This is a genomic window from Streptomyces sp. NPDC090088 (genome assembly GCF_044747345.1).
Classification (GTDB): Bacteria; Actinomycetota; Actinomycetes; order Streptomycetales; family Streptomycetaceae; genus Streptomyces.
Window position 1 is genome coordinate 56,289 of sequence record NZ_JBIVDZ010000015.1, and the last position, 26,897, is coordinate 83,185.

General features: G+C 66.2%; 22 protein-coding genes and 3 pseudogenes. 17 read left to right on the top strand and 8 right to left on the bottom strand.

Going from position 1 to position 26,897, the window contains the following annotated elements; translation table 11 throughout:
• The first annotated feature begins 216 nt into the window (after positions 1-216).
• A complete protein-coding gene (gene moaA, locus ACIPSJ_RS49565) occupies positions 217-1,206 on the top strand; it encodes a GTP 3',8-cyclase MoaA (RefSeq protein ID WP_401356567.1) in 990 nt (329 codons plus the stop codon).
• Between the two features lie 578 nt (positions 1,207-1,784).
• On the opposite strand, the gene ACIPSJ_RS49570 is transcribed toward moaA, so the two are convergent.
• From ACIPSJ_RS49570 to ACIPSJ_RS49580, 3 genes are all read right to left on the bottom strand, one after another.
• Positions 1,785-2,246, bottom strand: a complete 462-nt coding sequence (locus tag ACIPSJ_RS49570) for a molybdenum cofactor biosynthesis protein MoaE (RefSeq protein WP_401356569.1) — start codon at positions 2,244-2,246, stop codon at positions 1,785-1,787.
• A 583-nt stretch (positions 2,247-2,829) separates the two neighbouring features.
• A complete protein-coding gene (locus tag ACIPSJ_RS49575; protein WP_401356572.1) occupies positions 2,830-3,723 on the bottom strand; it encodes an LLM class F420-dependent oxidoreductase in 894 nt (297 codons plus the stop codon).
• 55 nt (positions 3,724-3,778) lie between these two features.
• The gene (locus ACIPSJ_RS49580) at positions 3,779-4,714 is read right to left on the bottom strand and encodes an NADP-dependent oxidoreductase (protein WP_401356575.1); all 936 of its coding nucleotides are present in this window, start codon (positions 4,712-4,714) and stop codon (positions 3,779-3,781) included.
• Between the two features lie 263 nt (positions 4,715-4,977).
• Between ACIPSJ_RS49580 and ACIPSJ_RS49585 the strand changes: the two genes are divergently transcribed.
• The 6 genes and pseudogenes from ACIPSJ_RS49585 to ACIPSJ_RS49610 all read left to right on the top strand — a co-directional run bounded on the left by ACIPSJ_RS49585 (position 4,978) and on the right by ACIPSJ_RS49610 (position 11,348).
• Positions 4,978-5,148 (top strand): UBP-type zinc finger domain-containing protein, encoded by a 171-nt coding sequence (locus ACIPSJ_RS49585; protein ID WP_401356578.1) that lies wholly within the window; start codon positions 4,978-4,980, stop codon positions 5,146-5,148.
• Positions 5,149-5,209: 61 nt separating this feature from the next.
• Positions 5,210-6,874, top strand: a complete 1,665-nt coding sequence (locus ACIPSJ_RS49590; protein WP_401356581.1) for an FAD-dependent oxidoreductase — start codon at positions 5,210-5,212, stop codon at positions 6,872-6,874.
• The gene (locus tag ACIPSJ_RS49595; RefSeq protein ID WP_401356584.1) at positions 6,871-8,328 is read left to right on the top strand and encodes an ATP-binding protein; all 1,458 of its coding nucleotides are present in this window, start codon (positions 6,871-6,873) and stop codon (positions 8,326-8,328) included. The genes ACIPSJ_RS49590 and ACIPSJ_RS49595 overlap by 4 nt, the downstream gene beginning before the upstream one ends.
• A 198-nt stretch (positions 8,329-8,526) precedes the next feature.
• On the top strand, positions 8,527-9,378 hold the full coding sequence (locus ACIPSJ_RS49600; RefSeq protein WP_401356772.1) for an aldo/keto reductase: 852 nt from the start codon (positions 8,527-8,529) through the stop codon (positions 9,376-9,378).
• Between the two features lie 72 nt (positions 9,379-9,450).
• A pseudogene (locus ACIPSJ_RS49605) lies at positions 9,451-10,309 on the top strand (IS5 family transposase).
• 184 nt (positions 10,310-10,493) lie between these two features.
• Positions 10,494-11,348 (top strand): SDR family oxidoreductase, encoded by an 855-nt coding sequence (locus ACIPSJ_RS49610; RefSeq protein ID WP_401356587.1) that lies wholly within the window; start codon positions 10,494-10,496, stop codon positions 11,346-11,348.
• 183 nt (positions 11,349-11,531) lie between these two features.
• On the opposite strand, the gene ACIPSJ_RS49615 is transcribed toward ACIPSJ_RS49610, so the two are convergent.
• Positions 11,532-12,374, bottom strand: coding sequence for a helix-turn-helix domain-containing protein (locus ACIPSJ_RS49615; RefSeq protein ID WP_401356590.1), 843 nt, complete (start codon positions 12,372-12,374; stop codon positions 11,532-11,534).
• 793 nt (positions 12,375-13,167) lie between these two features.
• Complete coding sequence (locus ACIPSJ_RS49620) at positions 13,168-13,950, bottom strand: hypothetical protein (protein WP_401356593.1); 783 nt, start codon at positions 13,948-13,950, stop codon at positions 13,168-13,170.
• Between the two features lie 89 nt (positions 13,951-14,039).
• Here ACIPSJ_RS49620 and ACIPSJ_RS49625 point away from each other — a divergent pair, with 89 nt between their 5' ends.
• Positions 14,040-14,276, top strand: a complete 237-nt coding sequence (locus ACIPSJ_RS49625; protein ID WP_401356596.1) for a hypothetical protein — start codon at positions 14,040-14,042, stop codon at positions 14,274-14,276.
• A 405-nt stretch (positions 14,277-14,681) separates the two neighbouring features.
• Here ACIPSJ_RS49625 and ACIPSJ_RS49630 read toward each other — a convergent pair whose 3' ends face one another.
• Positions 14,682-15,581: a helix-turn-helix transcriptional regulator gene (locus ACIPSJ_RS49630; protein ID WP_401356599.1), complete on the bottom strand. Its 900-nt coding sequence runs from the start codon at positions 15,579-15,581 to the stop codon at positions 14,682-14,684.
• A gap of 338 nt (positions 15,582-15,919) precedes the next feature.
• Here ACIPSJ_RS49630 and ACIPSJ_RS49635 point away from each other — a divergent pair, with 338 nt between their 5' ends.
• The 5 genes and pseudogenes from ACIPSJ_RS49635 (at position 15,920) to ACIPSJ_RS49655 (ending at position 19,500) form a co-directional block, all read left to right on the top strand.
• Complete coding sequence (locus ACIPSJ_RS49635; RefSeq protein ID WP_401356602.1) at positions 15,920-16,252, top strand: carboxymuconolactone decarboxylase family protein; 333 nt, start codon at positions 15,920-15,922, stop codon at positions 16,250-16,252.
• Between the two features lie 75 nt (positions 16,253-16,327).
• Positions 16,328-16,729, top strand: coding sequence for a cupin domain-containing protein (locus ACIPSJ_RS49640; RefSeq protein WP_401356604.1), 402 nt, complete (start codon positions 16,328-16,330; stop codon positions 16,727-16,729).
• A 65-nt stretch (positions 16,730-16,794) separates the two neighbouring features.
• On the top strand, positions 16,795-17,817 hold the full coding sequence (locus ACIPSJ_RS49645) for a zinc-dependent alcohol dehydrogenase family protein (RefSeq protein WP_401356607.1): 1,023 nt from the start codon (positions 16,795-16,797) through the stop codon (positions 17,815-17,817).
• Between the two features lie 643 nt (positions 17,818-18,460).
• The gene (locus ACIPSJ_RS49650; RefSeq protein WP_401356610.1) at positions 18,461-18,697 is read left to right on the top strand and encodes a hypothetical protein; all 237 of its coding nucleotides are present in this window, start codon (positions 18,461-18,463) and stop codon (positions 18,695-18,697) included.
• Positions 18,698-18,739: 42 nt separating this feature from the next.
• Positions 18,740-19,500 (top strand): annotated as a pseudogene (locus tag ACIPSJ_RS49655) (transposase).
• A gap of 129 nt (positions 19,501-19,629) precedes the next feature.
• On the opposite strand, the gene ACIPSJ_RS49660 reads toward ACIPSJ_RS49655, so the two are convergent.
• Positions 19,630-21,033 (bottom strand): MFS transporter, encoded by a 1,404-nt coding sequence (locus ACIPSJ_RS49660; protein ID WP_401356613.1) that lies wholly within the window; start codon positions 21,031-21,033, stop codon positions 19,630-19,632.
• Between the two features lie 211 nt (positions 21,034-21,244).
• On the opposite strand from ACIPSJ_RS49660, the gene ACIPSJ_RS49665 reads away from it, so the two are divergent.
• From ACIPSJ_RS49665 to ACIPSJ_RS49675, 3 genes and pseudogenes are all read left to right on the top strand, one after another.
• Complete coding sequence (locus ACIPSJ_RS49665; RefSeq protein ID WP_401356616.1) at positions 21,245-22,144, top strand: helix-turn-helix transcriptional regulator; 900 nt, start codon at positions 21,245-21,247, stop codon at positions 22,142-22,144.
• Between the two features lie 187 nt (positions 22,145-22,331).
• Positions 22,332-22,595: pseudogene (locus tag ACIPSJ_RS49670) on the top strand (hypothetical protein); the annotation flags it as partial.
• Positions 22,543-22,791: an aldo/keto reductase gene (locus ACIPSJ_RS49675; protein WP_401356618.1), complete on the top strand. Its 249-nt coding sequence runs from the start codon at positions 22,543-22,545 to the stop codon at positions 22,789-22,791. The pseudogene ACIPSJ_RS49670 and the gene ACIPSJ_RS49675, both read left to right, overlap by 53 nt.
• Positions 22,792-22,977: 186 nt before the next feature.
• Here ACIPSJ_RS49675 and ACIPSJ_RS49680 read toward each other — a convergent pair whose 3' ends face one another.
• Positions 22,978-24,564, bottom strand: coding sequence for a Na+/H+ antiporter (locus ACIPSJ_RS49680; protein WP_401356621.1), 1,587 nt, complete (start codon positions 24,562-24,564; stop codon positions 22,978-22,980).
• Between the two features lie 680 nt (positions 24,565-25,244).
• On the opposite strand from ACIPSJ_RS49680, the gene ACIPSJ_RS49685 reads away from it, so the two are divergent.
• A complete protein-coding gene (locus tag ACIPSJ_RS49685; protein WP_401356623.1) occupies positions 25,245-26,783 on the top strand; it encodes an MFS transporter in 1,539 nt (512 codons plus the stop codon).
• The last annotated feature ends 114 nt before the right edge of the window (positions 26,784-26,897 follow it).

Genomic DNA, 26,897 nt, shown 5'->3' on the forward strand with positions numbered 1-26,897 from the left:
GAATGCCACCGCGTGGATGCCTTCGTCACCTAGAGGGACCTAGCCGCGCTTACTTCCGCTTCCTAAGTCCCCCGGTGGGCGGCCGACAGGTCCTCTCCGAGTGGACTGAGTTGGAGAAGCTGTGGTCGCTGATGACGCTGAACGAAAAATCAACGCTTAGCCACGCAGGCGGCAGCGTCTGGATGCAATCCGGTCGCGTCGAGGGAAGGGTCCCACGTGCTCATCGATACCTACGGCCGGGTGGCCACCGACCTGAGGGTTTCGCTGACCGACCGGTGCAACCTCCGGTGTACGTACTGCATGCCCGAGGAGGGCCTGCAGTGGCTGGCCAAGCCGGATTTGCTCACGGACGACGAGATCGTCCGCCTGATCGACATCGCGGTCACCTCTCTGGGCATCGAGGAGATCCGCTTCACCGGTGGCGAGCCGCTGCTGCGCCCGGGCCTGGTCGGCATCGTGGAGCGCGTCGCCGCGCTGTCCCCGCGCCCCCAGATGTCCCTGACTACCAACGGCATCGGCCTCAAGCGCACGGCGACGGCCCTCAAGGCCGCGGGCCTTGACCGGGTGAACGTCTCCCTGGACACCCTCCGCCCCGACGTCTTCAAGACCCTCACCCGCCGCGACCGCCACAAGGACGTCCTTGAAGGCCTCCGAGCCGCCCATGAGGCGGGCCTGACCCCTGTCAAGGTCAACTCGGTCCTGATGCCGGGCCTTAACGACGACGAGGCTCCGGACCTTCTGGCCTGGGCGCTGGAGCACGCATACGAACTGCGCTTCATCGAGCAGATGCCCCTGGACGCCCAGCACGGCTGGAAGCGCGAGGGCATGGTGACGGCGGGCGACATCCTGACGTCCCTGCGCACCCGCTTCGAGCTCACCCCCGAGGGTGAGGGGGAGCGCGGTTCGGCGCCGGCGGAGCGCTGGCTGGTGGACGGTGGCCCCCAGCACGTGGGTGTCATCGCCTCGGTTACCCGCCCGTTCTGCGCAGCCTGCGACCGCACCCGCCTCACGGCGGACGGCCAGATACGAACGTGCCTGTTCGCCCAGGAGGAGACGGACCTACGAGCCGCCCTCCGCTCCGACGCCCCCGACGAGGAGATCGCCCGCATCTGGCGGCTGGCGATGTGGGGCAAGAGGGCGGGCGCGGGCCTGGACGACCCGTCCTTCGTGCAGCCGGACCGCCCGATGTCCGCGATCGGCGGCTAGGGCAACCTCAGCTTGAGAAAAATCTCTGGGCTCACCCAAGAAGGCGTTCGAGTCCCGCACATGGCCAAACGCCGGACACGGCGGCAGCTACGTCGTCACCCTCGGGTTGCGATACCACCGAAGAGCGGCGCAGCCGTCGCCTCCGGCATGCCCCTGGCCACGCCTGGCTCAAAGGAGTCCTAGGCAAGGCGGCGAACGGAGCCGCCCGAACCGACACCTTCCCCGGCGCCCGCTACCGACGCCTGGTCAAGCGGCCAGGCCATGCAAAGGTCCGGGCTGTAGTCGCGCGCACGATCCTCGCCATTATCTGGCACCTGATCAACGACCCGCAGGCCGTTACCAGGACCTCGGCCCGGACTGGCACCAGCCACTCTCGACCCGCAACGCGAGACCGGCGGACGTCCGGCAGCTCGAACGCGGAGACCGCCCTTGCCTCGGCCTCTTGGTGTCACAGCCTGGAGGCTGCGTGACCGCACCAACGACTACGGATCCTGATCCCGTGACGTACGACAGCCGCTCTTCCTGGAATAGCTCGATCACTGCGGGAAGGACATCATTGAAAGGTTCGAACGGACCCTTCAGCAGGCGCCCACCCACTCCTCGGCGCCGTCCGAGAACTTCTGGTGCTTCCAGATGGGCACTTCGTGTTTGAGATCGTCGATCAGCTTCCGGCAGGCCCCGAAGGCCTCGCCGCGATGGGGACAGGAGACGGCGACGATCACCGCAAGATCCCCGACCCTTAGATCTCCGACGCGGTGCACGGCCGCCAGCGCCCGAACTGGATACTCGGCGACAACTTTCTCGGCGATCCGTCGTATCTCGGCCTCGGCACTGGGATGGCACGAGTACCCGAGCTCGTCAACATCGGCACCGCCGTCGTGATTCCGCACGGTCCCCACGAACAACGCCACCCCTCCGGCAGCGTCGTCCCCAACGGCCCGGAAGACCTCGTCCACGGACAAGGCGGTCTCGCGAATGCCGATGAGCTTGATGGGGTCCTGAGCGCCTTGCTCGCCGGGGTGATCATTGGTAGGTGCCATGGCCTCATCGTGCCTCACACGCGTGAGCAGGGGAAACAGCGTTTTGCCCTGCACATGCGCTACGCCAACGCAATTAGGTGGCCAGGGGCGAGAGCGCCCCTGGCAGTTTGCCGCCGAGGGTTGTGACGCAGATGTGGATGCGGCCAGGTGTTCGGTCAGCACCCACCTCCTTGACCGCGGCCAAGCGGTCCATGAGCACATCCAGCATCCAACCGTCCATGATCACAAGCGGCCGGTCCGCAGCAACGGCGGCCAGGACTCATCAAATGAGCCTGCCACCAGGTTCCCGGCCGGCGCCGAACTGATCCGTCACGCCTTGGCCGCCCCTGCCCTTCGCGTGACCCAGCTCGCTGCGGTAGCAGGGACAGGCCGGTGGCACGGACGCCCATGCCGCCTGGTCGGCTCGGTCACCGTCGTCTACTGGGTAAACAGCCGGCGCTTCCCCGGCTGCACGAGCTTGGATATTGCTTGGATTGGATGACGGACGCCTGATGCACCACGGCATCCCGGCCAACGACGGCCAGGACGCCGTGCGCCGAGTCGGCTGATGGGTGGACCGTCACCCGCAGTTTTGGGTAACAGATCAGGCGAGCAGGAGTTCGGCGACCGCTCGAAGAGCAGGCAAAGGGTCCTCGCCCAGCGCCTGCACGGCGACATGGTCGGCCCCGGCGTCCAGGTACTCGGCGAGCCCAGCCGTGATGGATTCGGCGTCGCCCCATGCGACCATCGAGTCGATCAGCCGGTTGCTGCCGCCGTTCGCGAAGTCCTCGTCGGTGAACCCGAGCCGCCGGAAACTGCTGATGAAGTTGCTCAGCGTCAGATAGAACTGGAGCGTCTCGCGTGCGAGAGATCGGGCGCGGTCGGCATCGGTGTCCAGGATGACCTTGTGCTCGGGCGCGAGGAACGGAACCCCTCCGAGTACCTGCCGGGCATCGTGGGTGTGTGCCACCGTCGTCAGATACGGAATCGCACCCGCAGTGTGCTCGGCGGCGAGCTTGAGCACCTTGGGGCCCAGTGCGGCCAGCGCCCGGTCCTCCACCGGCACGTCGGCCCGGTCCAATTGACCGAGGTATTCGGCGATCTTGTCGGTGGGCTTCATGTACTCCTGCGTGACTTCCGGATGGCCGACGCCGAGACCGAGCAGGAACCGGCCCGGGTGCTTGGCCGAGAGCCGGTGGTACGACGCGGCGATCGTGGCCGCGTCGTACTTCCACATGTCCACGATGCCGGTGGCGACCACGATGCGGTCGGTGGCGTCGAGTAGCTTTTCGACATTGTCGAGCTTGCCATCAGGGGCACCACCGCCGAGCCAGATGGTGCCGTAACCGAGCTTCTCCACTTCGGCTGCCAGTTCGGGGCTGAGCCACATCCAAGGTCGAAAGATGCCCAGTTTGCCGATTTCGTTAGCCATATTGCAGTCTCCTGCCGGTTCGTCTTGATGCCGGGTGCGGGCCGACCAGGTACTCCGACGTCCCAAGGTGGTCGGTGCATTCGATTCGGGCGCCTTCGGGGCGCGGCCGGTCGACTGTGGTTTAGAAGGTGAGGACCACTCGTCCGCGGAGGCCGCCTGTCTCCAGCAGCCGGTGTGCTTCGGTGGCCTGTGCGGCCGGCAGGGTGTGTGCAACCCGTGGGGTGAGTCGGCCGTGCTCGGCCAGCTGGCGCAGCCGGTCGAGCTTGGCGTGTTCCTGCGCGTACTGCGGAACGAACGTCGTCTGGGTCACAATGCCGCGATCGTTGGGTACCTGGATGCCGCGGACCGATGATGCGATCCGGCCGTTGTCGCGTACCGCGTGGGAGACGAGTTCGGCGATCCCGGCGGTGTCGATGAGCCCGTCGACGCCGTTGGGTGCCTCCTTGCGTACCAGCTCTGCGAAGTCGGTCCCGCGGGCCACGACGATGTCGGCGCCCAAGTCCTTGACCAGTTGCTGGTCCTTTGGCGCTGCGTCGGCGATCACGCGGTGGCCCTCCGCCTTGGCCAGCTGGATGGCGTAGGCGCCGACCGCGCCGGCTGCTCCGGTGACGGCAATGGTGGCTTCGGCGGGCAGCTCGAGCAGGTCCAGGGCCATGCGGGCGGTCAGGCCGTTCATCGGCAGGGTAGCGGCCTGGATGTCGGTGAGGCCTGCCGGCGTGCGGACGACTGACTGGGCGGGGATGACGAGATGCTCGGCGTAGGCGCCGTGAGTGCCGGAGATGACTGCGATGGCCATGACGTGGTCGCCGACGCTGAGATCGGTGTCGGCTTCCTCGCCGATCTGTTCCACCACACCGGCCGCGTCCATGCCCGGGACATACGGCGGCTCGGCGTCGGAAACGAAGGCCATGCCCCGGCGGACCATGGTGTCGATTGGGTTGACGGCTGCCGCGCGGACCCGGATGCGGATCTCGCCGGGCCCGGTCTCGGGAACCGCGAGTTCCAGGACCCGAAGCACTTCGGGTCCGCCGAATTCAGTCAGTCCTACAGCCTTCATGAGAAAAGCCACTCCTGAGTAAACCTGGGCATACAGACGCTGTAGTTCACCATGCTTCCTCAGCCCGCTTGCACGCAAAAGGGGAGCCTTCCATCCCTGGGTGTGAGCAACCAGGGGAAAAATTCTTACCCCTCAGCCGGACTGTCAGAGATGCAAGGCTAAGGAAGCACAGCGCGAGCCCGGCCTGGAAGGACGGGAAAACCCATGACGGCTACCTGCGAGCACCTTCCGGTTCAGTGACACAGCGGCGACACGAACACCGAATGGCTGCGAGGAGTGCCCAGCGACCGGCGGGGGGCGGGTACTGGCTGCATCTGCGGCTCTGCCTGACCTGTGGACACGTCGGGTGCCGCGACAACTCACCCGGCAAACACGCCATCGCTCACTTCAGCGGGACCGGTCATCCGGTGATACCAGTCTTTCGAATTCTGTGAGGACTAACGCTGGTGCTGCATCGATGAGCAGATGGTGTGACAGTTGCTCGGGAGGAGCCCAATGAACGTTCCCAACCCGGCGATCCTGACCGTCGACGATGATCCGGCGGTGTCACGAGCGGTAGCCCGTGACCTCAGGCGCCGCTACGGGGACCGCTACCGGATTGTGCGCGCGAGCAGCGGCGAGGAAGCACTGGAAGCGCTGCGCGAGCTCAAGCTGCGCGGCGAACAGGTTGCCCTGATGCTCGCCGACTACCGGATGCCGAAGATGAACGGGGTCGAGTTCCTCGAGGCCGCGATGGACCTCTTCCCGCTCGCCCGGCGAGTGCTGCTCACCGCATACGCAGACAACGGTGCAGCGATCGATGCCATCAACGTGGTTGACCTCGACCACTATCTGCTTAAGCCGTGGAACCCGCCCGAGGAGCATCTGTACCCGGTCGTCGACACCCTCCTGGAGACGTGGCGGGCGACGCCGGACCCGGCAGCGACCGACATCCGGGTGGTCGGGCACCGTTGGTCGGCGCCGTCCTTCGCGGTGCGGGACTTCCTCACCCGGAATCTGGTGCCCTACCGCTGGCTGCTGGCCGATGAACCGGAAGGCGCCCGGTTGCTGGCGGCTGCAGGGCTCACTGCCACTCAGCTGCCACTGGTGGTCACCGCCGACGGGACGGCGCTGGTCAGGCCGACGGAGGCGGAGCTCGCCGTCCACGTCGGGCTGAGCACCGCGCCCGCCTCCGAGCTCTACGACCTGGTGGTGGTCGGCGGCGGCCCGGCGGGCCTGGGCGCGGCCGTGTACGGGGCGTCCGAGGGATTGCGGACTGTGCTGGTGGAGCGCCGGGCGACGGGCGGGCAAGCCGGGCAGAGCAGCCGGATCGAGAACTACCTCGGCTTTCCTGACGGGGTATCCGGTGCCCAGCTGACCGACCGGGCCCGGCGCCAGGCGGTGAAGTTCGGTGCGGAGATCCTTAGCACCCGAGAGGTAGTGGCCATGGAGCCGGCCGGGTCTGCGCGGGTGCTGCGTTTCGACGATGAATCCGCCATCACCGCCCAGAGCGTGATCCTGGCCACCGGAGTCTCCTATCGGCGCCTTGCCGCTCCGGGGCTGGATGCGCTGACCGGCTGCGGTGTCTTCTACGGCTCTGCTCGCAGCGAGGCTCCCAGCTGCAGCAAGGAGGATGTCTACGTGGTGGGCGGGGCAAACTCCGCCGGGCAGGCCGCAGTGTACTTCTCTCGCTACGCACGGCAGGTGCACATCCTGATCCGCGGCGACGACCTCAGCCGCTCGATGTCGAGCTACTTGATCAGCCAGATCAACGCCATCGACAACATCACCGTGAACCCGTGCACCGAGGTGGCGGCGGCGGAGGGTGAGGGGCACCTGGAGCGGTTGACATTGCGGGATAACCGGTCCGGGAGCACCCGGACCGTGGACGCCTCCTGGCTGTTCGTCTTCATCGGCGCGCAGCCGGGCACGGACTGGCTCGAAGGCACCGTCGCCCGGGACGCCCAGGGGTTTCTGCTCACCGGGCCGAGCCTAGTCACCGACGGGCGTCTTCCGGCGGGCTGGCCGCTGACACGAGCCCCATATCACCTGGAGACCAGCGTCCCCGGGGTGTTTGCCGCCGGGGATGTGCGGGCCTCCTCGGTCAAGCGGGTGGCGTCCGCTGTCGGCGACGGCGCGATGGCTGTCTCGCTGGTGCACGAATACTTGGAGACGCAATGAGCGGCCAGCCGGGCGAGGAAGGACGCAACGTCCGGGAACGACTGCCTCGGGCGGAGCTGCGTACCCTCTTCCTGTTCGAGTCGCTGAGCGACGCGCAGCTGGAGCTGCTGGCCGAGTCCGGCCGCGTCGAGCAGCGGGCCGGAGGCGGCCTGGTATTCGCCGAGGGAGAGCCAGCGACCTGCTTCTTCGTCCTGCTGGAGGGATCGGTGGCACTCAGCCGCCGGGTGCGCGGAGACGACGTTGAGGTACTGCGCGCCGACCAGCGTGGTGCGTATGGTGGGGCGAACCAGGCCTACCTTGGAGACCAAGTCGAGCAGCTGTACATCAACACCATGCGGGCGCTCACCGACAGCTCCTTCTTCGTCCTGCCGGCCGACGAGTTCGGCTCCGCAGTCCGCACCTGGTTCCCGATGGCGGTGCACTTGCTGGAAGGGCAGTTCTACGGCATCCGGCGGACCAGCACCGTCGCAGGCGAGCGGGAGCGACTGGTCGCCCTCGGTGCGCTGTCGGCGGGCCTGACCCATGAGCTCAACAATCCGGCCGCGGCCGCTCTGCGAGCCACCTCGGCGCTGCAGGAGCGGATCGCAGGCATGCGACAGGAGTTCGCGGCCATCGCCGACGGCAGGCTGGACGGCCACCAGTTGAAGGACCTGGTGGAGCTGCAGGAAGCAGCGGTGAAGCGGACCGCGACTGCCGCCCAGCTGTCAGCCCTGGACGCCTCGGACGCCGAGGACGAGCTCGGCGACTGGCTGGACGGGCACAGAGTGGCCGATGGATGGGACCTTGCCTCTACCCTGGTTGCCGCGGGCGTCGACGCGGCCTGGCTGGACTCGGTGGCCGGCACGGTCGGTGAGGCACCGCTGGCCCCGTCGGTACGCTGGATCACTCACAGCATCGACACCGAGCTGCTGATGGCGGAGATCAATGACTCGGTGTCCCGGATCTCCGGCCTCGTCGACGCAGCCAAGCAGTACTCCCAGCTGGACCGCGCGCCGCAGCAGACCGTCGACGTCCACACTCTGCTGGAAGCGACCCTGACGATGCTACGGGCCAAGATCCCGCCCGGCATCACCGTGGTGCGCCAGTACGCCCCAGACCTGCCGCCGATCCTGGCGTACGGAGCGGAACTCAACCAGGTGTGGACCAACCTCATCGTCAACGCCCTGGACGCCATGGGCGGCGAGGGCACCCTGACACTGCGCACCCGGCGGGACGGCGACTGGCTGCTGGCTGAGGTGGGTGACACCGGTCCGGGCGTTCCCCCGGAGGTGCGTCCCCGGATCTTCGAGCCGTTCTTCACCACCAAGCCGGTCGGCGAGGGAACGGGTCTCGGGCTGGACATCTCGTATCGCATCGTCGTCAACAAGCATCACGGTGACATCCGGGTGGAGTCCCGCCCGGGAGAGACCTGGTTCCGAGTGTGCCTGCCCCTCCCGGACGGCCTGCCAGCCTGATGGCGGGTACTGACGGAAGACCTGGATCTGGGCTGGGATGCCGTCCACACCGCAGATCGCCGGTACTGCGTGTGTGCCGGTACGACCGATATTCCGCCCGCTGGCACGCACGGAATCTAAACGAGCCGCAGCCTTGCGCTGCTCACATATCGAAAGCGGCGAACCGTGATCAACATCACCCTCAACAACGGTGTCGTTATGCCGGCCCTGGGCCTCGGAGTCTTCCAGAGCAGCCCTGAGGAGACCGCTGGCGCCGTCGCGAGCGCACTGGCCACCGGCTACCGCCACATCGACACCGCTGCCGTCTACCGAAACGAGCGTCAGGTCGGCGAAGGCCTGCACCGTTCGGGCCTTGACCGCTCCGAGGTCTTCCTCGAGACCAAGGTTTGGGTCAGCGACTACGGCTCCGATGCGACGCTGCGCGCCTTCGACAAGGCGACGCGCAAGCTCGGCGTAGAGCAACTGGACTTGCTGATCCTGCACCAACCTGCCCCCAGTCGCTTCGATGCGACCGTGGCTGCCTACACCGCCCTGGAGAAGCTCCTCGCCCAGGGACAGGTGCGTGCCATCGGCGTCAGCAACTTCATGCCGAACCACCTGGCCGACCTGATGCAGCGCACGACCGTGGTGCCGGCGGTTAACCAGATCGAGCTGCATCCGTACTTCACTCAGCCCCCTGTGCAGAAGACCGACACCGACCACGGCATCCTCACGCAGGCGTGGTCGCCGATCGGCGGGATCACCTTCTACCCCGGATGGGGCGAGGAGCGTCGCAATGTGATGGACGACCCCGCCATCCGCACCATCGCGCAGGCACACAGCAAGAGCGCGGCGCAGGTCATGCTCCGGTGGCATCTGCAGCACGGCCGCTCGGCCATCCCGAAGTCGACCAACCCCCAGCGGATCGCCGAGAACTTCGATGTCTTCGACTTCTCGCTCTCCGACGACGAACTCGCCACGATCGACGCCCTCGACACTGGTGTCCGACACGGACCTGACCCGGACATGCGCAGCAACAACGTGTTCGACATGGTCATCCCTGACGCTTAGAAGCAGGGGAACCGGAGCGCGGGACTAGGGTCCGTCTTCAAAGATCATCGGGTGGTGGATCATGGTGGGGTGATACGTCGCCATGAACTCACCGATCAGGAGTGGGAGTTACTTGCTCCACTGATACCGCGGGCCGCGACGGGCCGGCCGCGAGTGTCGGACCGGCAGCTCATCAACGGGATGGTCTACAAGATCCGGACCGGGATCTCCTGGCGAGACCTGCCGGAACGCTACGGCCCCTGGCAGACCGTCTACACCCGCTTCCGCCGCTACGCCCTGGGCGACGTGTTCACCCGGGCCCTGCAGCAGATCCAGGCTCACGCGGACGCGGCCGGCGACATCGACTGGCTCGTCCAGATCGACTCCACCATCGTCCGCGCTCACCAGCACGCCGCCGCCACCGGCCGAAAAAAGGGACCTACCGGCCGGACGAACCGGACGATCATGCCCTCGGCCGATCCCGAGGTGGACTGACCACCAAAATCCATCTCGCCTGCGACGGCAAGGGGCGCCCGCTCGCCGTCCTGGTGACACCCGGCCAACGCCACGACAGCATCTGCGCGCGACCACTTCTGGAGCGCATCCGGGTCCCGCGCACCGGACCGGGCCGCCCCCGCTGCAGACCCGACCAGGTCATCGCCGACAGGGCCTACAGCTCCCGCGGCTTCCGCGGCTACCTGCGCAAACGCGGCATCGCATGCACCATCCCAGAGAAGACCGACCAGCAGCGACACCGGCACAACCGCGGCCGCCGCGGCGGGCGGTCACCATCCTTCGACCAGCAGATCTACCGTCACGCAACATCGTCGAACGCTGCTTCAACCGACTCAAAGGCTTCCGCGGCATCGCCACCCGATACGAGAAGACCGCCACCTCCTACGAAGCAGCGGTCACCCTCGCATCATTCCTGCTCTGGGCAAGATCCGTTTGAAGACGGACCCTAGTCGGCTCTGATCGTCCACCGAGACCACGACCCGCCTCTGGAGGAGGCCAGCAGGCATCTCGCCGCGAAGCCCGCAGACCTCCATGCAAGCACAAGGCCACCTGATCGGCGCCCTGTTCGTCACGGCGGCATTCAGGAGGGCTCGCACACAGCCACCAGCAGGAGGACCGTCATGCTCGTCGTCACTGGCGCCACCGGACAACTGGGCCGCTTGGTCGTCGAAGATTTGCTGGAGCGCGGAGTCACGCCCGCCGATATCACCGCGACTGGCCGCGACCTGGCACGGCTGGAGCCGCTTGCCGAGCGCGGCGTGCGCACCGCTGTGCTCGACTACGACGCGCCCGAGGCGTCCGCCGACATACTCACCGGCGCTGACGTACTACTCCTGGTCTCCAGCACGGAGACGGGACCCAAACGTGTGCGGCAGCACTCCGCAGTGATCGAGGTTGCGAAGGACTCGGGGACCGGCCGGATCGTCTACACCTCGGCGCCGCATGCGGATATCGCCAAGCTCGTTCCTGCGCCCGACCACAAAGCGACCGAGGAATTCCTCCGGGCTTCAGGAGTCAGCTACACGATCACACGGATCAACTGGTACACGGAGAACTACGCATACACATTCGAGCAGTCCAAGACCTCAGGCGAGGTGCTGTCGAGCGCTGGCGCGGGTCGAGTCGCGTCAGCCCCGCGGGCCGACTACGCCGCCGGTATCGCCGCGGTCATGCTCGACCCGGCTACGACAGGCAAGACGCTTGAACTGTCCGGTGACGTTGCATGGGCCTTCGACGATCTCGCTGCCGTGTTCACCGAGGTGCTTGGGCGTCCCGTGGCTGTACGCCAGCTGGACCGGGAGGCCCACCTCAGCGTGCTGAAAGAAGCCGGCTTCGACGACACCATGGCAGCCGCCCTTGCCGAACTCGACGCAAACATTCGAGACGGCGCTCTGGCTGATGCGACATCGACACTCCGTGCGCTGATCGGTCGCCCGACGCAGTCGCTGCTGCAGACCGTGCGCTCGTGGGACTGACGGCGCGGCTCTGAGACAAGACACTGAGCGTAGGGGCAGGCCACGCGCCTTGCGGCGCAAGGCGCGTGCAGATCTCTGCTGTGGGCCATCCTTGCCTTGTTCAGACGGCCAATGACCCGGACGTCTTTCGGCAGGCCCACGGAGAAGTCCAGTGAGAAGATCCCGGTCGTGTAGCGCGGCGCTTCATCCTGCGCTGAGCTGGCGAAAAGCAGCGTGGGCCGAGGTACCGGGCTCGGCTGTCCACATGACGAGTTGCTGGTCAGGGTCGTCGGCACAGAGAAGCGCGGTCCAGTCCACCTCGATGTCGCCGAAATCGGGATGGCGGAGTGTGGTGTGGCCGCCTGTACGGGTCTGCACGTCATGGGAGGTCCACCACTTTCGGAAGTGAGGATCCCGCTTGGAGAGTTCACAGACGAGTCCGGACAGCCGAGGGTCGTCGGGGTACCGGGCTGCTTCCATCCTCAGCTGGGCCACAGTGATCCGACCTGACTCTTCCCACCGCGCGTGACCGCGTCGGACCGGTGTGTCGGTGAACATCTGCCAGACGAAGTTACGTTCCGGTTCTGGGATTTGACCGAAGTCGCAGAAGAGCGCGGCAGCGGTGTGATTCCAGGCGAGGATGTCGGTGCGCCGTCCGACGACAAAGGCCGGAGTGGTGTTGAGGTCGTCCAGCACACGGCGCAGCTGGAGCTGCACGTGCTGTCGTTCCTCCGGAGCCGTCCGTGTCGCGGATCCCTTGCCGGCGAGCTCGAACAGGTAGATGCGCTGATCGTCGTTGAGCTGCAGAACCTTGGCCAACTCTGCGAGCACTGGCTCAGAGGCCTGGACACGGCCTTGCTCAAGGCGGGTGTAGTAGTCCGTGCTGATCGCGGCCAGCTGCGCCACCTCCTCGCGACGCAGACCGGGGACACGGCGTGCCCGCCCGCCGGTGGCAAGCCCGCTGTCATCGGGATTGACCTCGCCACGGCACTTTTTGAGGAACTCGCCCAGACGGCCAAGCTGCGGCTCTCGAACCATGTTCACCATGATCCCATCAGGCGAGTCGCGCGGCTGTGAGGGGGGAGATGGCTTTCCTGGATTCCCCTGCTCCAGAATGATTTTCCCGCCTTCCCGTACGAGCGACAGGGCACGCTCGCTGGCATGATAGGTGAACTCCCACCTGATCCGGTCCACGAAGGAGGCGGGGAAAGCGCGCCAGGCGCCGCGCTGCCAGCCGAAAGAACATGTCCTCGCGCTCTGCGAGCACCGGTTCGTGCGCAGGCCAGGGGCAGTCGGTCTCGGGTTTCGCGCGACAGCGACTTGTTGGCGACGCTGGCCCCGTTCGTCAGCAGCTTCAGGGCGTCCTCGTTCGGAGAGCTGAGTTCAGAGTTCATACCGTCAGGCTCAGTAAAAACTGCGGGGACAACCGCATCGCGTCGAAGGCGAGGGTGAGGACACCGACCACGGAGTGGTGGAAGCGGGGCACCGACCGAACGTACCGCAGCCCCTGGATCACTGGTCACGAGTTCCGCAACGGCCTCCTCGACTTCCTCGGCGCCCTGAACCAGGTAACCCTGAGTTCTTCGGCCGCCTCTGGGGAGTCAGAACAACGCCGTCGCCCTGCTTCGCAACTAGGACCTCCTTCCCCGCACCGCCTGAGGCAGGCACACCATGTGCCTGCACTACAACCGCTCCCGGCAGCAGTCGGCTGTGTGGAGGGTCGCCGGTTCTGTCCGGACGACAGAAAAGGGCGTAGAGGCGGTCTCCTTCGGCATCGGGGCGGCACCACCGCGTAGACCGCGGTGGTGCCGCCTTGAAGCGTCAGGACGCTCTGCGCCCGTTACGCCGTTGGACGGGCCGCCAGGAGACACCGATAGCCCGGGCTGCTCCTGGTGCGGGCCGCTCCGAGTTCCTCGCGGAGTCCTGCGCCGGGGGCCACTGGCTCACGGGTGGCCGCTGCGGCACCGGTCCACCGCGTTGCAGCCCCGGTTCCAGGGGTTGGCCTGGGTGGGATGTGTAGGGACATGTTCAAGTTGAAGTGAGCGTCCGGGTCGGTGACCGGGTTGTAGCGTGCGTTGGGGTTGGCCACCCAGCGGTCATGCTGAAAGGTGATGCTCTGGGGCTGGAGCTGCTGGCTGGCTGCCCTCGCCGCCATGGTGTAGATGTGGACGCTGGTGATCGCCTGGGGCGGGATCCGGTGGAAGAAGGCCCATTCGTCCTGGCTTGCATAGGTGCTGTGCAGGTTGGGATCCCCCCGGAGCTGGTCGGGAACGTGCAGGACGAACTGCGGGTTGATGGTGTAGACGAAGGTTCGGGATCGAGTGTTGGCAGCTTGACGGCGGGAGGTTTTGCCGCCGACGTGCGCGATCCGGTCGGCCTGTGCGCAGCCCTCGACGCTGCAACGTCGGTCCTGAGTCCCACCGAAGTGCTCCAGTACAGTCCCGCACAGCACCGGGATTTCATGAAACCGGTCTTTAAAACCACGCCCGCCGACCTGCCCGGACCGCTGGAGTTCTCGCTGTGGGTGCCGATGACGGCCGTAGCGCACGTGCTGCCCGACATGCGGGCACCGGAACGCGGCACCTTCCTGCCCGTCAATTGCGGCGGCGCCGTCCAGCCCCACCCCGAGCGTGCTGGCACCTCCATCGCCTCACCACCGAGAGCGCCTACGCCGACCTGCTCCACCAGACGCTATCCGCCGACAACGTCCACGTGGCACAGCTCATCGTCCTGGGCGTCATCACCGCCGACTATCCCCACAAGGACCCGGCTGTCCTCGCGGAAACGCTGTGGACCATGCACCACACCCGACGTGTTCATCGCGACCAAGCTGTGGCTGCTGACCCAGGAACGCAACAAGGCCAGCGCCGAGGCCGCGAGAGCCTGGAACGCCTCAGGCTGGAGCAGGCCGACCTGTACCTCATCCACACCACGTTCGGACGTGAGTAGCACCTGGACAGTGGCAGGCCCTGGCCGAGGCGTACAAGAGAGGCAAAGCGCGGGCAACCGGCGGCTCGAACCTCACCCCCCCATATCGACGAGATCGAGGCCGGACTGCCCGTCCCGCACGCCAACCAGATCGAGCTGCACCCTTGGTCCCAGAAGCCCGAACTGGTCTCTTACCTGAACCAGGAGGGCATCACGCCCATCGCAAGATCGACGCGACCACCACCTTCGACAGCTCCGACCCCCGCGCCGGCATCCCTCCCGCTTCATCCCTGAGACTTGCGAGGCCAATCAAGCCACTCGTCTTCGTGGTCTGTAGCACCGTGCCGGACTACCAGCGGGCCACGCGGCTGCACTGTCAGCCGAAAGAGCGTGTCCTCGCCCTGCATCTCCATCGGCTCGCACAGATCACGGAGCGGTCTGATCCAGAGCTCCGTGCGGCGGAGCCTTGTCGGTTGTGGCGGCCCAACTGGCCAGCAGCTTAAGGGCGTCCTCGTTAGGAGAACCGGGCTCGGCGGTCATGGCGGTCAGGCTCAGGGCAGGCTGCGCGGGCAACTGCATGGCGTCGAAGGCGAGCGTGAGGTCACCGACGACGGGGTGGTGGAAGTGCTTGAGACCGGTGTAGTGCAGACGCACCTGGTGTTGGGCCCAGGCGGCGCGGAAGTCCTCGCTGCGGGTGACGAGTTCGCCGATGAGGTCCGTCAGGGCCTTGTCATGCGGATTACGTCCGGCTTCGCTGCGCAGCAGGGCGACGGTGTTTTGCATCGACTCCTCCCAGCGCAGGCCGAAGAACTCGCGACCGCCGGGATGGAGGAACTTGAACCGGGCGATGTTCAGCGGTGGCTGCTGCCCGTCGGCGAACAAGGGCGCGTACAGGGCATAACCAAGGCTGTTGGCAGCGAGGAAGTCCAGACGGTTGTTGCGGACGAAAGCAGGCGCATCGGTCATGGAGTCCAGGACCCGCTGCACGCTCGATGGGACCTTCGCCTGTTGTTGGGCAGGGCGACGGCGCTTGTGCGATGTGGCGTTGGCGGCACGAGCAAGGTCGTGCAGGTGGTCGCGTTCAGCCTCGTCGAGCTGGAGGGCTCGGGCAAGAGAGTCCAGCACGGTTTCAGAGACACCGGTCAGATTGCCGCGTTCCAGGCGCACGTAGTAGTCGAAGCTCATTCCGGCGAGCATGGCCACCTCTTCGCGGCGCAGGCCGGGGACGCGGCGCTTACTGCCGTAGGCGGGGAGGCCGGCCTGCTGGGGAGTGATCTTGGCCCGACGGGAAGCAAGGAACTCCTTGATTTCTTTACTGCTGTCCACGACTTCCAGGCTAGGCCCGTCGCGCAGGACCTGGGGGGTACTGCCATTACCTGGAACAGTTTTACCTTCCCTACCTCCTTGAGCAGCGGTTTCATCGATGGGGGACCACCTGGAGAACCCAGCTCTCAGTTTCCGGGCATAGCACTTATCTCCGGGAGGCCTTCGTGCCCGTCACTCTGCGGCGGGTTATATGCGGTTACGGAGCGGCACGGCCAAGACCCGAAGCCGGCGGTGGCGCGCTGAGCCGAACGGCTCATCAACGCCCTGCCCTCGCCAGCAACGGGGAACGGATGGTCTACACAGGCCGCCTGAACGATCGATACAAGGAGCTTTTTCACATGGCCAAGCAGACTGCGCCGGGAGCCCTGGCCTCCGTGGCACCCAAGCTGGTCGAGCTGACCGACGAGGTTCTCTTCGGGGACGTGTGGGAGCGTGCCGAGTTGTCGCCGCGTGATCGCAGTCTGATTACGGTCACCGCGTTGGCGGCGCTGTACCGGACCGAGCAGCTCGGCTTCCACCTTCAGCTTGCCTTGAACAACGGCCTGAGCAAGGAAGAGCTCGGTGAGGCTCTGACTCACCTGGCCTTCTACGCCGGCTGGCCCACCGCCATGACCGCCGTCACCCAGCTCAAGGCCATTGCCGACAACTCCCAGGGTCCTGCTCCTGCCTGACCAGCTTCCGGGATATCGCGGTGGCGCTCCTGTCGGATTCACCGGACACGTACAGCAAGAAAGAGACCGTTCACGATGGAACTGTTGAAGAAGCAGCCGACGATGAAGCTGCCGGCCGAGTGGTTCACCGGCGACGCGTGGGCTGATGTCATCTACCGCGGTGAGGACCCCTCCCGCACCCGCGCCAACGCTGTCCACTTCGCCCCCGGTGCCCGCACCGCCTGGCACTCCCACGGCCTGGGCCAGACCCTCTACATCGTCGAGGGCATCGCCCTGATCCAGTCCCGCGGCGGCGACATCCTTGAAGCCCATCCCGGCGACGTGATCTGGACCCCGGCCGGTGAGGAGCACTGGCACGGCGCTGCCCCCGACCACTTCATGACTCACATCGCCCTGTGGGAGACGGACGACGTCGACTGGCTGGAGCACGTCACCGACAGCGAGTACGGCGGTCCCCGCCACAGCACCCGCGCCTGACCGGCCCGAAGCAAGCACCCAGCCGACGCCCGCTGGGTGGCCGGCACCACAGTTAGGAGAGCATCATGCGAGGAGTTGTCCTCCACGCACCGGGCGACGTACGCGTCGAGGAGCGTGACACCCCGAAGGTCATTAAGTCGACCGACGCGGTCATCCGTACCACTGCCACCTGTGTGTGCGGGTCTGATTTGTGGGACTACCGGGGGATCAACCCGGTCAACGGGCCCGTCCCCGTCGGGCACGAGTACGTCGGTGTCGTCGAAGAAGTCGGCCGCGACGTTACGCTGATCAAGCCGGGTCAGTTCGTCGTCGGCTCCTTCTTCGCGTCCGACAACACGTGCCCGAACTGCCGCAATGGCTACCAGACCAACTGCCTGCACCGCGAGTTCGTCGGTGCTGGCGGTTGCCAGGCCGAGTACGTCCGCATCCCCCTCGCGGACGGCACTCTGGTCGCAGCCCCTGAGCAGCCCGACGAGGCGCACATCGCAAGCCTGCTGGCCTGTTCCGACGTTATGGGCACTGGCTGGTATGCCGCCGTGGCCGCCGAGGTCCAGCCCGGTTCCACCGTCGCGGTGGTCGGAGACGGCGCTGTCGGTCTGTCAGCCGTCATCGCCGCCAAGGAACTCGGGGCAGAGCGGATCATCGCCATGAGCCGGCACGAGTCCCGGCAGAGGCTGGCCATCGAGTTCGGCGCCACCGACATCGTGACCGAACGAGGCGACGAAGGCGTGGCCCACATCAAGGAGATGACCGGCGGCATCGGTGCTGACGCCGTCCTGGAATGCGTCGGCACTCCACAGGCGATGCAGCAGGCTCTGCACTCCACCCGGCCCGGCGGTAATGTCGGCTTCGTCGGTGTCCCGCACGATGTGGAAATCAAGGGCGAGGAACTATTTTACTCCCACGTCGCCCTGCGTGGCGGCCCAGCCCCTGTCCGCGCCTTCCTGCCCGACCTGATCGACCGCGTATTCACGGGCCGGATCAACCCCGGCAAGGTCTTCGACCTGGCCCTGCCCCTGGAACACGCCGCCGAGGGTTACAAGGCCATGGACGAACGCCGCGCCATCAAGGCCCTGCTACGCCCCTGACCGCGGATGGGCTCGGTACGGCCGGCGTTCACTTGAGTGGAGACCGTACCGCCCCTGGGGCACACGGACCGATCGTGATGTCTCCCTCTTTCACCGGCCATGCCCTTGGAGAGTGGCGAACTCAGGTGCCGCCCCAGCATCGAGACGGTGAGTGAATCGTCCGGGTTGGCGGTCAGGTTCTCCGGTGCTTCACCGGCACCGTAGTTGAACGTCGCGAGAGTCTTGACGTGGGGTACGACGGGCTGTGGACGATTCGCGAGCGTCGCGGATGCGGGCGGTGCCCAGGTAAGGGCAGCGGCGGCAACGGCGAGTGCTGCTGCTCCGAGCCTGTATCGGTTGTTCACGGGGCTCTTCCTGGTCTTGTTTGAGGAAGACTGTGCGTCGGGGTGCCTCAGGCTTGTCCCGTATAAGCGCGTGAGCTGCGGCTTCGTCAACGGTACGGTCGTGCGGTGGAGTCTGAGAGGTTGAACGAGTGCCCGTTGCACGAGACCAGTGTGATCCCTGACCACCTGGTTGGGCGACGCCTGCAGCGGATCGTCGCATCCTGGCACCGGTACGCGAAGGCGCAGTCCGGCCCGCTGGACGTGTGCTGATCGACAGCGACGGGGTCACAACGTGACTGACGACCGGCTCGGACTGGTGCTTGATCGCGGAGCGAGCAACCCTCTACGAGGGGTACGACATGGCGGCAGGGGGCAGCGTCGAGGTGGCGCCGATGAAGGACGAAACGCCGTTCGCCGCTCACCTCGGGCAGACGGTCCTGGCGGTACGGGAAGAGGGGGACGCGGCCACAGGGCGACTCGCGCTCGAAATCACCTTCAGCTCAGGAGGTGTCCGGTGTGAGAGCTGGGCCGGCGAACTACGGCTGTCCGTCTGCTGACCCGCGCATTGTCATCGGTGAGATCCGTGTGAGGATCGCGCGGTGCCTGGTGTTATCACGGCGTCGCGGCCTTCCTGGATAGGCCCGTTCACCGGGCTGAGCCCGCGTTGTTTCCGCAAGCTGGTGACCACACTGCGCCGAGAGGGAGCGGACGCGGTCCGACGGGGCCGGCCGTGGGGCCTGCCGCTGGAGGATCGGGTGCTGCTGGTCGCGGCCTACTGGCGGACGAACTTGATGCTACGCCAGCTCGGCCCGCTGTTCGGGATCTCGAAGTCAGCGGCCGACCGCGTCATCGATCACCTTGGCCCCATCCTCGCTCTCCGGCTGCGCCGCAGGTTCAGCAAGGACACCGTTCTCATCGTGGACGGGACTCTTGTGCCCACGCGGTGGCCGAGCAGTCGAAGAACTACAGGTATTCCACCAACCACCAGGTCGTCATCGACGCCGACACCCGGCTCGTCGTCGTGGTCGGCCAACCGGTGTCGGGCAACCGCAATGACTGCAGGGTATGGGAGCTGTCCGGTGCGAAGGCCGCCGTCGGCAAAACGACAGTGAATGCGGATGGCGGCTATCGGGGGACGGGTCTGCTCATACCGCACCGCCGTGAACGTGGTCAGGCGGAACTTCCGGCCTGGAAAGAGGAGCACAACCGCTCGCATCGCAAGGTCCGTGCTCGTGCCGAGCACACCTTCGCCCGGATGAAGGGCTGGAAGATCCTCCGCGACTGCCGTCTCAAGGGCGATGGCGTTCATCACGCGATGCTGGGCATCGCCCGCCTCCACAACATCGCCCTTGGTGGGTAGATCGAGGAGGCGTGGCCACAGGGTGTGTGACTCGACTATTCGATCATTGCGGGACAAGCCTTCGGGAAGGGAAGCTGTTCGGAGCGGGCCCGATCGAGGATCTTCGGCTCCGGCGACGGGACAGTCGGCTCAGGCATTGATCTCGCGAGGATCGCCCTTGAGCAGCGGGGTCGCTGCCACGGCAGCGAGTAGGAGCACCGCTGTGATGACCAGGCTGGTGCGCAGGCCGTGCAGGAAGGTGGCCTGGTCGGCGAGCAGGGCGCCGAAGACCGCTACGGCAAGGGCGCCTCCGACCTGGCGGGCGGTGTTGAGGAGACCGCTTGCGGTGCCGGCTCGGTGGGCTGGGACGCTGTCCAGCAGCGCTGCGGTCAGGGGTGGCATGACCAGGGGCGCACCGAAGCCGACGGGGAACATCAGAAGGGCTACCAGCCACACTGGAGCTGTGACCGGCAGTACGGCCAGCGTGACCATGCCCGCGCTCATCATGAGCAGTCCGGTGGTGATGGCCGCCCGGCGGCCGATCCTCTCCACGAGTCGGGCGGCGATCGGATTCAGCAGGGCGGAGAAGGCCATCATCGGCACGAACGCCAGGCCGGTGGCCATGGAGGACAGACCGCGCACCTGTTGGAAGTAGAGGCTGAACAGGAAGGGGAGCCCATAGAACCCGATCATGAACGTGAAGCCCACCACGACGGCGATCACCACAGTGCGGTTGCGGAACATCTGCAACGGCACCATCGGATGCGCTGCACGGGCTTCGACCAACAAGAAGGCGGCCAGTGAGAAGACGGCGGCACCGAGCGAGCCAAGGACGGGGGGCGTGGTGAAGCCCTTGGCTCCCGCCTCGATCATCCCGTAAGTCAGACCACCCATCGCCACGACGGCAGCGATCTGACCTGCGAAGTCGAAGGGCACCTGCCGGTGCGGCGAGGGCTGGGTGCGGGCGAGCAGAACGAGGGCGGCGACACCGATGGGCAGATTGATGAAGAAGATCAGCCGCCAGTTCAGCTCGGTCAGCAGGCCGCCCACTATGGGGCCCGAGGCGGCGGCCGCGGCTCCGCCCATGGCCCACAGCGCGATCGCACGAGCCCGCTGGACCTGATCGTCATACGCCTCGCGGATGAGCGCGAGGGTGGCTGGCATCATCGCCGCCGCCCCGGCACCCTGCACGAACCGGGCGGCAACCAGTACGCCGAGGCCCGGGGCCAGACCACAGGTGGCCGAGGCGATGACGAACACCGTCAAACCGATGGCGAAGGCCCGCCGTGCGCCGATTCGGTCAGACAGCGCACCGGCTGACAGCAGCAGTGCGGCGAACATCAGAGTATAGCCGTCCACCACCCATTGCAGCCCGGTCATGCCGCCCCCGAGATCGTCGCGGATCGACGGCAGGGCAACATTGACGACTGTGGCGTCCAGGGTGATCACGAAGAAGCCGACTACGGAGGCGGCGAGCGCGGAAGCCGCGTGGCGGCTGCGCCTTCCAGCGGCGTGATCGCCAGGACGTCGGGCGAGGGGGACCGGGGACGACACGGAAAACTCCCGAGACGAAGTAGGGGCGTGGATGATCGGATGGCGCCGGCGTGTGGATATCGAGGGCGACAGCAACCCGTGCCACTCGGAGCGCGTGAGTGAATCGGCCACATCTGAGGAAACCCCTGCTGACGGCGACGGGGAAGGTACAGCTGTTCCAGGTAATGACAGAACCCCCCACACAGAACCGAATCTTCATAGCCTCGAAGATGTGGACAAGAGGAACGAGATCAGCGACTTTTTGGCTTCACGCCGGGCCAGGATCACCCCCCAGCAAGCTGGCCTCCCGGTCTACGGCGGCAACCGCCGGGTCCCCGGCCTGCGCCGCGAAGAGGTCGCCATGCTCGCCGGAATGAGCGTCGACTACTACGTGCGCCTGGAGCGCGGCAACCTTCGTGGCGCCTCCGAAGCTGTTCTGGACGCGCTGGCCCGAGCACTGCAACTGGACGAAGCCGAGCGCGCACATCTGCAGGACCTGGCCCGCACCGACAGCGCCACCTCGACCTCACGCCGACGTCGTCCCGCCACCCAACCACAGGTTCCATCCAACGTGCAGCGATCCTTGGACGCGATGTCGGACGCAGTGGCAATCGTTCGCGATAGCCGTCTCGACATTGTCGCCGCCAACCGGCTCGGGTTCGCGCTGTACGCCCCCATGTTCGCTGACGGGCACAAACCGCCGGTGAACATCGCCCGGTTCAAGTTCCTCGATCCCCGCGGCAGAGACTTCTTCGGTATCAACTGGGAGGAATCGACGAATATCACGGTCTCGCTGCTGCGCACCGAGGTCGGCCGTGCTCCCTATGACAAGGGCTTGACCGACCTCATCGGCGAACTTGTCACCCGCAGTGAGGAATTCCGCTCGGCCTGGGCTCAGCACAACGTACGGCAGCTCTACACCGGTGCCAAGAAGTTCCGTCACCCCGTCGTTGGTGACCTCACCCTCGCCTTCGACGCGATGCACCTGCCCGCACAGCCCGGGTTGACGATCGGAGTCATGACCGCCGAACCCGGATCCCACGACGAAGACGCCCTCAAGCTTCTCGCCAGCTGGGCCGCCTCAGGCGAGGAAACCGGCCTGTCACACGTGCTGGACTCGCACCCGGCATAAGGATGGTCATCCGTGAGCAAGCACAGCAGCCGGCTGCTGCCCGGAGACCGGCGTGGGCGGACGAGACGTTCCCGACCTCGCCCGACTGCTGTGGAGTGATCACACGGGCGGGCGTCGTCACCTGGGGTTCGAGACGTGGTGGCTCTATTGTCTTTAGTCAAGGGAAACGGGGGTGTGTTGGGTCGGGGTGGCTGATCTGCTGTGGGATGACGTGAAGTGCTTCTTCGATCCGGACCTGGTGGGGTCGCTGCCGGAGGTGCGTGTCCCTGGTGCCTCGGTGGAGGACTGACAGGCTGTGCTCGATCTTGTCGCGGAAACAGGCTGGCAGTGCGAGTACTCCGAAGGTGAGGTGGTGCTTTCGGCGCCTCGGGCGAAGGCCGTGCTGTCGCGTCCGGCTGATGCCGAGTGCCCGTACCTACGACAAGACTCCCGCGCGGATCGTGCTGCGCTGGCACCTTCAGCACGGCCTGTCTGCCATCCCCAAGTCGGTACGTGCCAGCCGGATCAAGGAGAACTTCGACGTCTTCGGCTTCTCCCTGTTCCCCGCTGAGGTGGCCGCCATCGACGCACTCGACACCGGGGCCCGCGGCGGCCCCGACCCTCAGCTGGTGGATACCGCGATGTTTCCGGTCACTGTGGAGAATTGACGTTCTGACCGGCCCCAGGAGGATCGATGGGCCGACTGAGCCAGCTGACAGGACGGGGGAAGAGGGAGAAAGCCCCTCCTCGCGTTCCCTGGCACCACGATGCGAGCATGCCGACTTGCGTCGGTCGCCTCGGCTCTGCCAATTCATCGGACCTGCTGCCCTTGAGAAAGGTCCAAGCAGCTGCAGTCATTCCACCGTCGTGTTTCCGGAGAGGCCGACCTCCTCGTTGTCGAGGTCGGCCTGCAAGCCTCGTAGGACTGTGTCGTCGATGTGACGTTGGTCGCGAAGACGGACAACGGTGGCACGTCTGTGGGCGATGAGGGCCAGGCGCAGCGCGATGTAGTCCTGATGCATGAGCAGCGCTTGATCTTCGCCGGCGCCTGCGCTCCGGGCCTGCGCGGAGGCCAGGCGACCCCTGTACTCCTGGCGCAACCACTCGACGGTCCTTGGTCCGGTGCCCAGGTCGCTGGCGAGTTCCGGCATTGCCTCAAGCGCCTTCTCAATAGCAGTGGTCTCTGCAAGGTTGCGTTCCTCCTCGACCGATGTATCGGGAGGCAGTTTCGCCCAACGCACTGCCGCCGGCAGCAGGAGTCCCTGGACCACGAGGGTCACAAGAATGACGCCGGACGTGACGAAGATGATGAAGCTGCGATCGGGGAACGGCTCGCCAGAGTCGAGCGTCTGCGGCACCGAGAGGACGACTGCGAGCGAGACCGCGCCCCGGAACCCGGCCAGGCAGCTGATCACACGGGCTCGGTGGCCGACCCGGGCCAGGCGCTGCTGGGGGCGACGGTCGAGCACCCCAACCAGGTAGGCGGATGCGAACACGAACGCGAAGCGCACGGCGACGAGTACCCCACAGACGACACCTACGGCGATCAACGCGCCCTTGACATCGGCACGGCCGAGATCGCGAACGGCGTATTGCAATTCCACCCCCACCAGCACGAACAGTGTCCCGTTGATGATGAACGTGGCCAGTGGCCAGAACGCCATGGCCTGCGTGCGGTGTTCGGCCCGGATGATGCGAGGGGCGACCTGGGACATGATCAGGCCGGTGGTGACCACCGCGATGACACCAGAGGCCTCGATCAGCTCGGCCAGCAGATACGCGGTGAAGGGTGCCAAGATCATAACCAGGTTGCCCAGCAGCGGGTCGTCCAGACGGCGCCGCACGATTGTGTTGGCCCACGCAACCGCTGCTCCGGCCGCAGCTCCGCCGCCGTAGGCGAGCAGGAACAGCCCGCCGACGTGTGGAATGCTCAGGTGTTCCTCGCCGACCGTGATGCCGACGGCGAGCCCGTAGATGACCAGGGCCGTGCCGTCGTTGACCAGGCTCTCCGCGCGCAGCAACGTGACATGGCGGCGCGGCAGGGCGCGGGCCAGGACGCCGACCACCGTGGCGTCCGTGGGCGCCACGGCCGCGCCGAGCACCCACGCTGGCCCCCACGGCAGCCCGAGTGCGTGCCCGGCCGCTGCCACAGCCCAGGCCGTGAGAATGACAAGCACGGTGCTCAGCAGCACGATGCCGCGCAGGTTGGTGCGGATCTCGCGCAAGGAGGTAGTGATGCTTTCCCAATGCAGCAACACCGGCAAGAAGAGCAGCAGAACGACCTCCGGCGGGAATTGCGCCTGCCGCACCGCCGGAATGAACCCCAGAGCCGCACCTGCCACAAGCAAAAGAATCGGCGGGGCGACGCGGAAACGTTGCCCCGCGGCATTGGCCACCACCACGGCCACGCCCAGGACCACGACGAGTTCAAGACCGTGCAAGGTGTCTCTCTCCTGAAGGAAGGGAAATACAGGTAAAGGCGCCCGCTCGCCGTGGAGCAACAGGACGATCGTCGATCGGTGAATTCGGGTAGACGCCGTGGGACGGTAAACGGAGCGCCAGCCACTGAGTGAGTCCCCGACCCCGCTGCGTCGAGGAGTCTGAGGAAGGCCGCGCGGCCGAGGCATCGTGGCCTGCCCGGGAGGCCGCGGCTCAGCGGGCGGCACGGATACTGGGCACCTCGTGGCGCCGGTGCACAACAGCCGACTTACGGTTGTGCCCGCTGCTCCTCGGCGGTGGTCACCGTGACCGAGACCATTCGTAGCAAATCCAGTGGCACTGGGTGCTATGGGCTCAGCAGTTGCCGCGGTGCGGCAGTAGTGCGGGTAGAACACGACATCGACGGCTGGAGGGCCGGAAGCGGGCATGGTGGCGGCACTCCTGGGGAAAGCGTCGCGTGACGTGCCGCCCAGTCTTGCACGCGAGCCGAGCCCTGTGAGGGGGAAGAAATCCTCCCTTCCACACCACAGCGGAAACCGGTTGCATGGTGACAGTCCACCTGCGGGGTCAGCGGGCCGTCCAATGCGCCTGCTCCAGCACTGTGCGTGATTTTGTTCGTCACCCATTGCCCTTTCTTCGTCACCCATTGTCCTTTCTGTGAAGTATCAAAGTGAGTGCTCCCATGTCTGAAACACCCCAGGCCACCGTTGGCAAGGTGGATTCGGTTCCCGACAGCAGCCGCTGGAAGGCGCTCGTCTTCATTGCGCTTGCCCAGTTGATGGTTGTCCTCGACGCCACCGTCGTGAACATCGCACTACCCTCCGCCCAGCAGGACTTGGGGATGTCCGACGGCAACCGGCAGTGGGTCATTACCGCCTACGCCCTAGCCTTCGGCGGGCTGCTGCTATTTGGCGGCCGGGTCGCCGACCTGTGGGGCCGCAAGCGTGCCTTCTTGACTGGTCTGTTCGGCTTCGCCGCCGCGTCGGCCCTCGGCGGTGCAGCCGTCAACGAGGCGATGATGTTTGCCGCCCGTGCGCTGCAGGGTGTCTTCGGTGCGCTGCTGGCCCCGGCGGCGCTGTCACTGCTCGCGGTGATGTTCACGGACGCCAAAGAGCGCGCGAAGGCGTTCGGTATCTATGGCGCGATCGCTGGTGGCGGTGGCGCCGTGGGGTTGATCGTCGGGGGTTTCCTCACGGAATACCTGAACTGGCGCTGGACGCTCTACGTCAACATCCCGTTCGCGGTCGTCGCGGCGGCCGGCGCGTACTTCGTTGTCCGTGAGCCGGAGAGCGGCCGAAACCGCTCGCCGCTCGACATCCCCGGTGTCATTCTGTCCATACTTGGTCTGGTCACGCTTGTCTACGGCTTCACCCGCGCCGAGTCCGACAGCTGGGGCGACTCGGTGACGATCATTCTGTTCATCGCCTCAGCGGTGCTACTCGCGGCCTTTGTCGTCACCGAGTCCAAGGTCAAGTCGCCGCTTTTGCCCCTCCGGGTGGTGACTGAGCGCAACCGGGGTGGTGCCTATCTCTCGCTTGCCCTCGCGGTCATCGCGATGTTCGGGCTGTTCCTCTTCCTGACCTACTACCTGCAGATCGTGAAGGGGTACTCGCCGCTCAAGACCGGTTTCGCCTTCATGCCGATGGCTGTGGGCATGATGGTGGGCTCGACGCAGATCGGCACCCGGCTCATGACCCGGATCGCCCCGCGACTGCTGATAGGACCGGGCTTCCTGGTCGCCGCGGTCGGCTTGCTGCTGCTGACGCAGCTGGAGATCGGCTCCTCGTTCGTCACCCTCGTTGCGCCTGCTCAGCTGTTGCTTGGTCTCGGCCTGGGCACGGCGTTCATGCCGGCGATGTCCCTGTCCACCTTCGGCGTCGAGCCGCGCGACGCGGGTGTCGCCTCCGCGATGGTCAACACCTCGCAGCAGGTGGGCGGCGCGATCGGTACAGCGCTGTTGAACTCGATTGCGGCCTCGGCCACGGCTGTATACATCAAGGACCACGTCGCCGCCACGGCCAAACCTGCGCAGAGGATCCTGCAGCTCGAGGGAATGGTGCACGGGTATACCCGCGCGATCTGGTTCGCCGTGGGCATCCTGATGCTTTCCACGGCGATCGCCTTCGTCTTCATCAACACCGGTCGTCCAGAGACCTCGTCGAACCCGGCGTCCGATGAGGGCGACGAGGACGACGTGGTGGTTCCGATGATCGGCCACTGACCCCCGCCCGTTCGTCACTACTTCGCTTTGGAGTTAGGCGTATGGACGGAGGGTGGCGTACGGACGGAGGGTGGGGACGCTCTTCCGTGCGCCTTCCGAGGGTTTGTTCCGGCT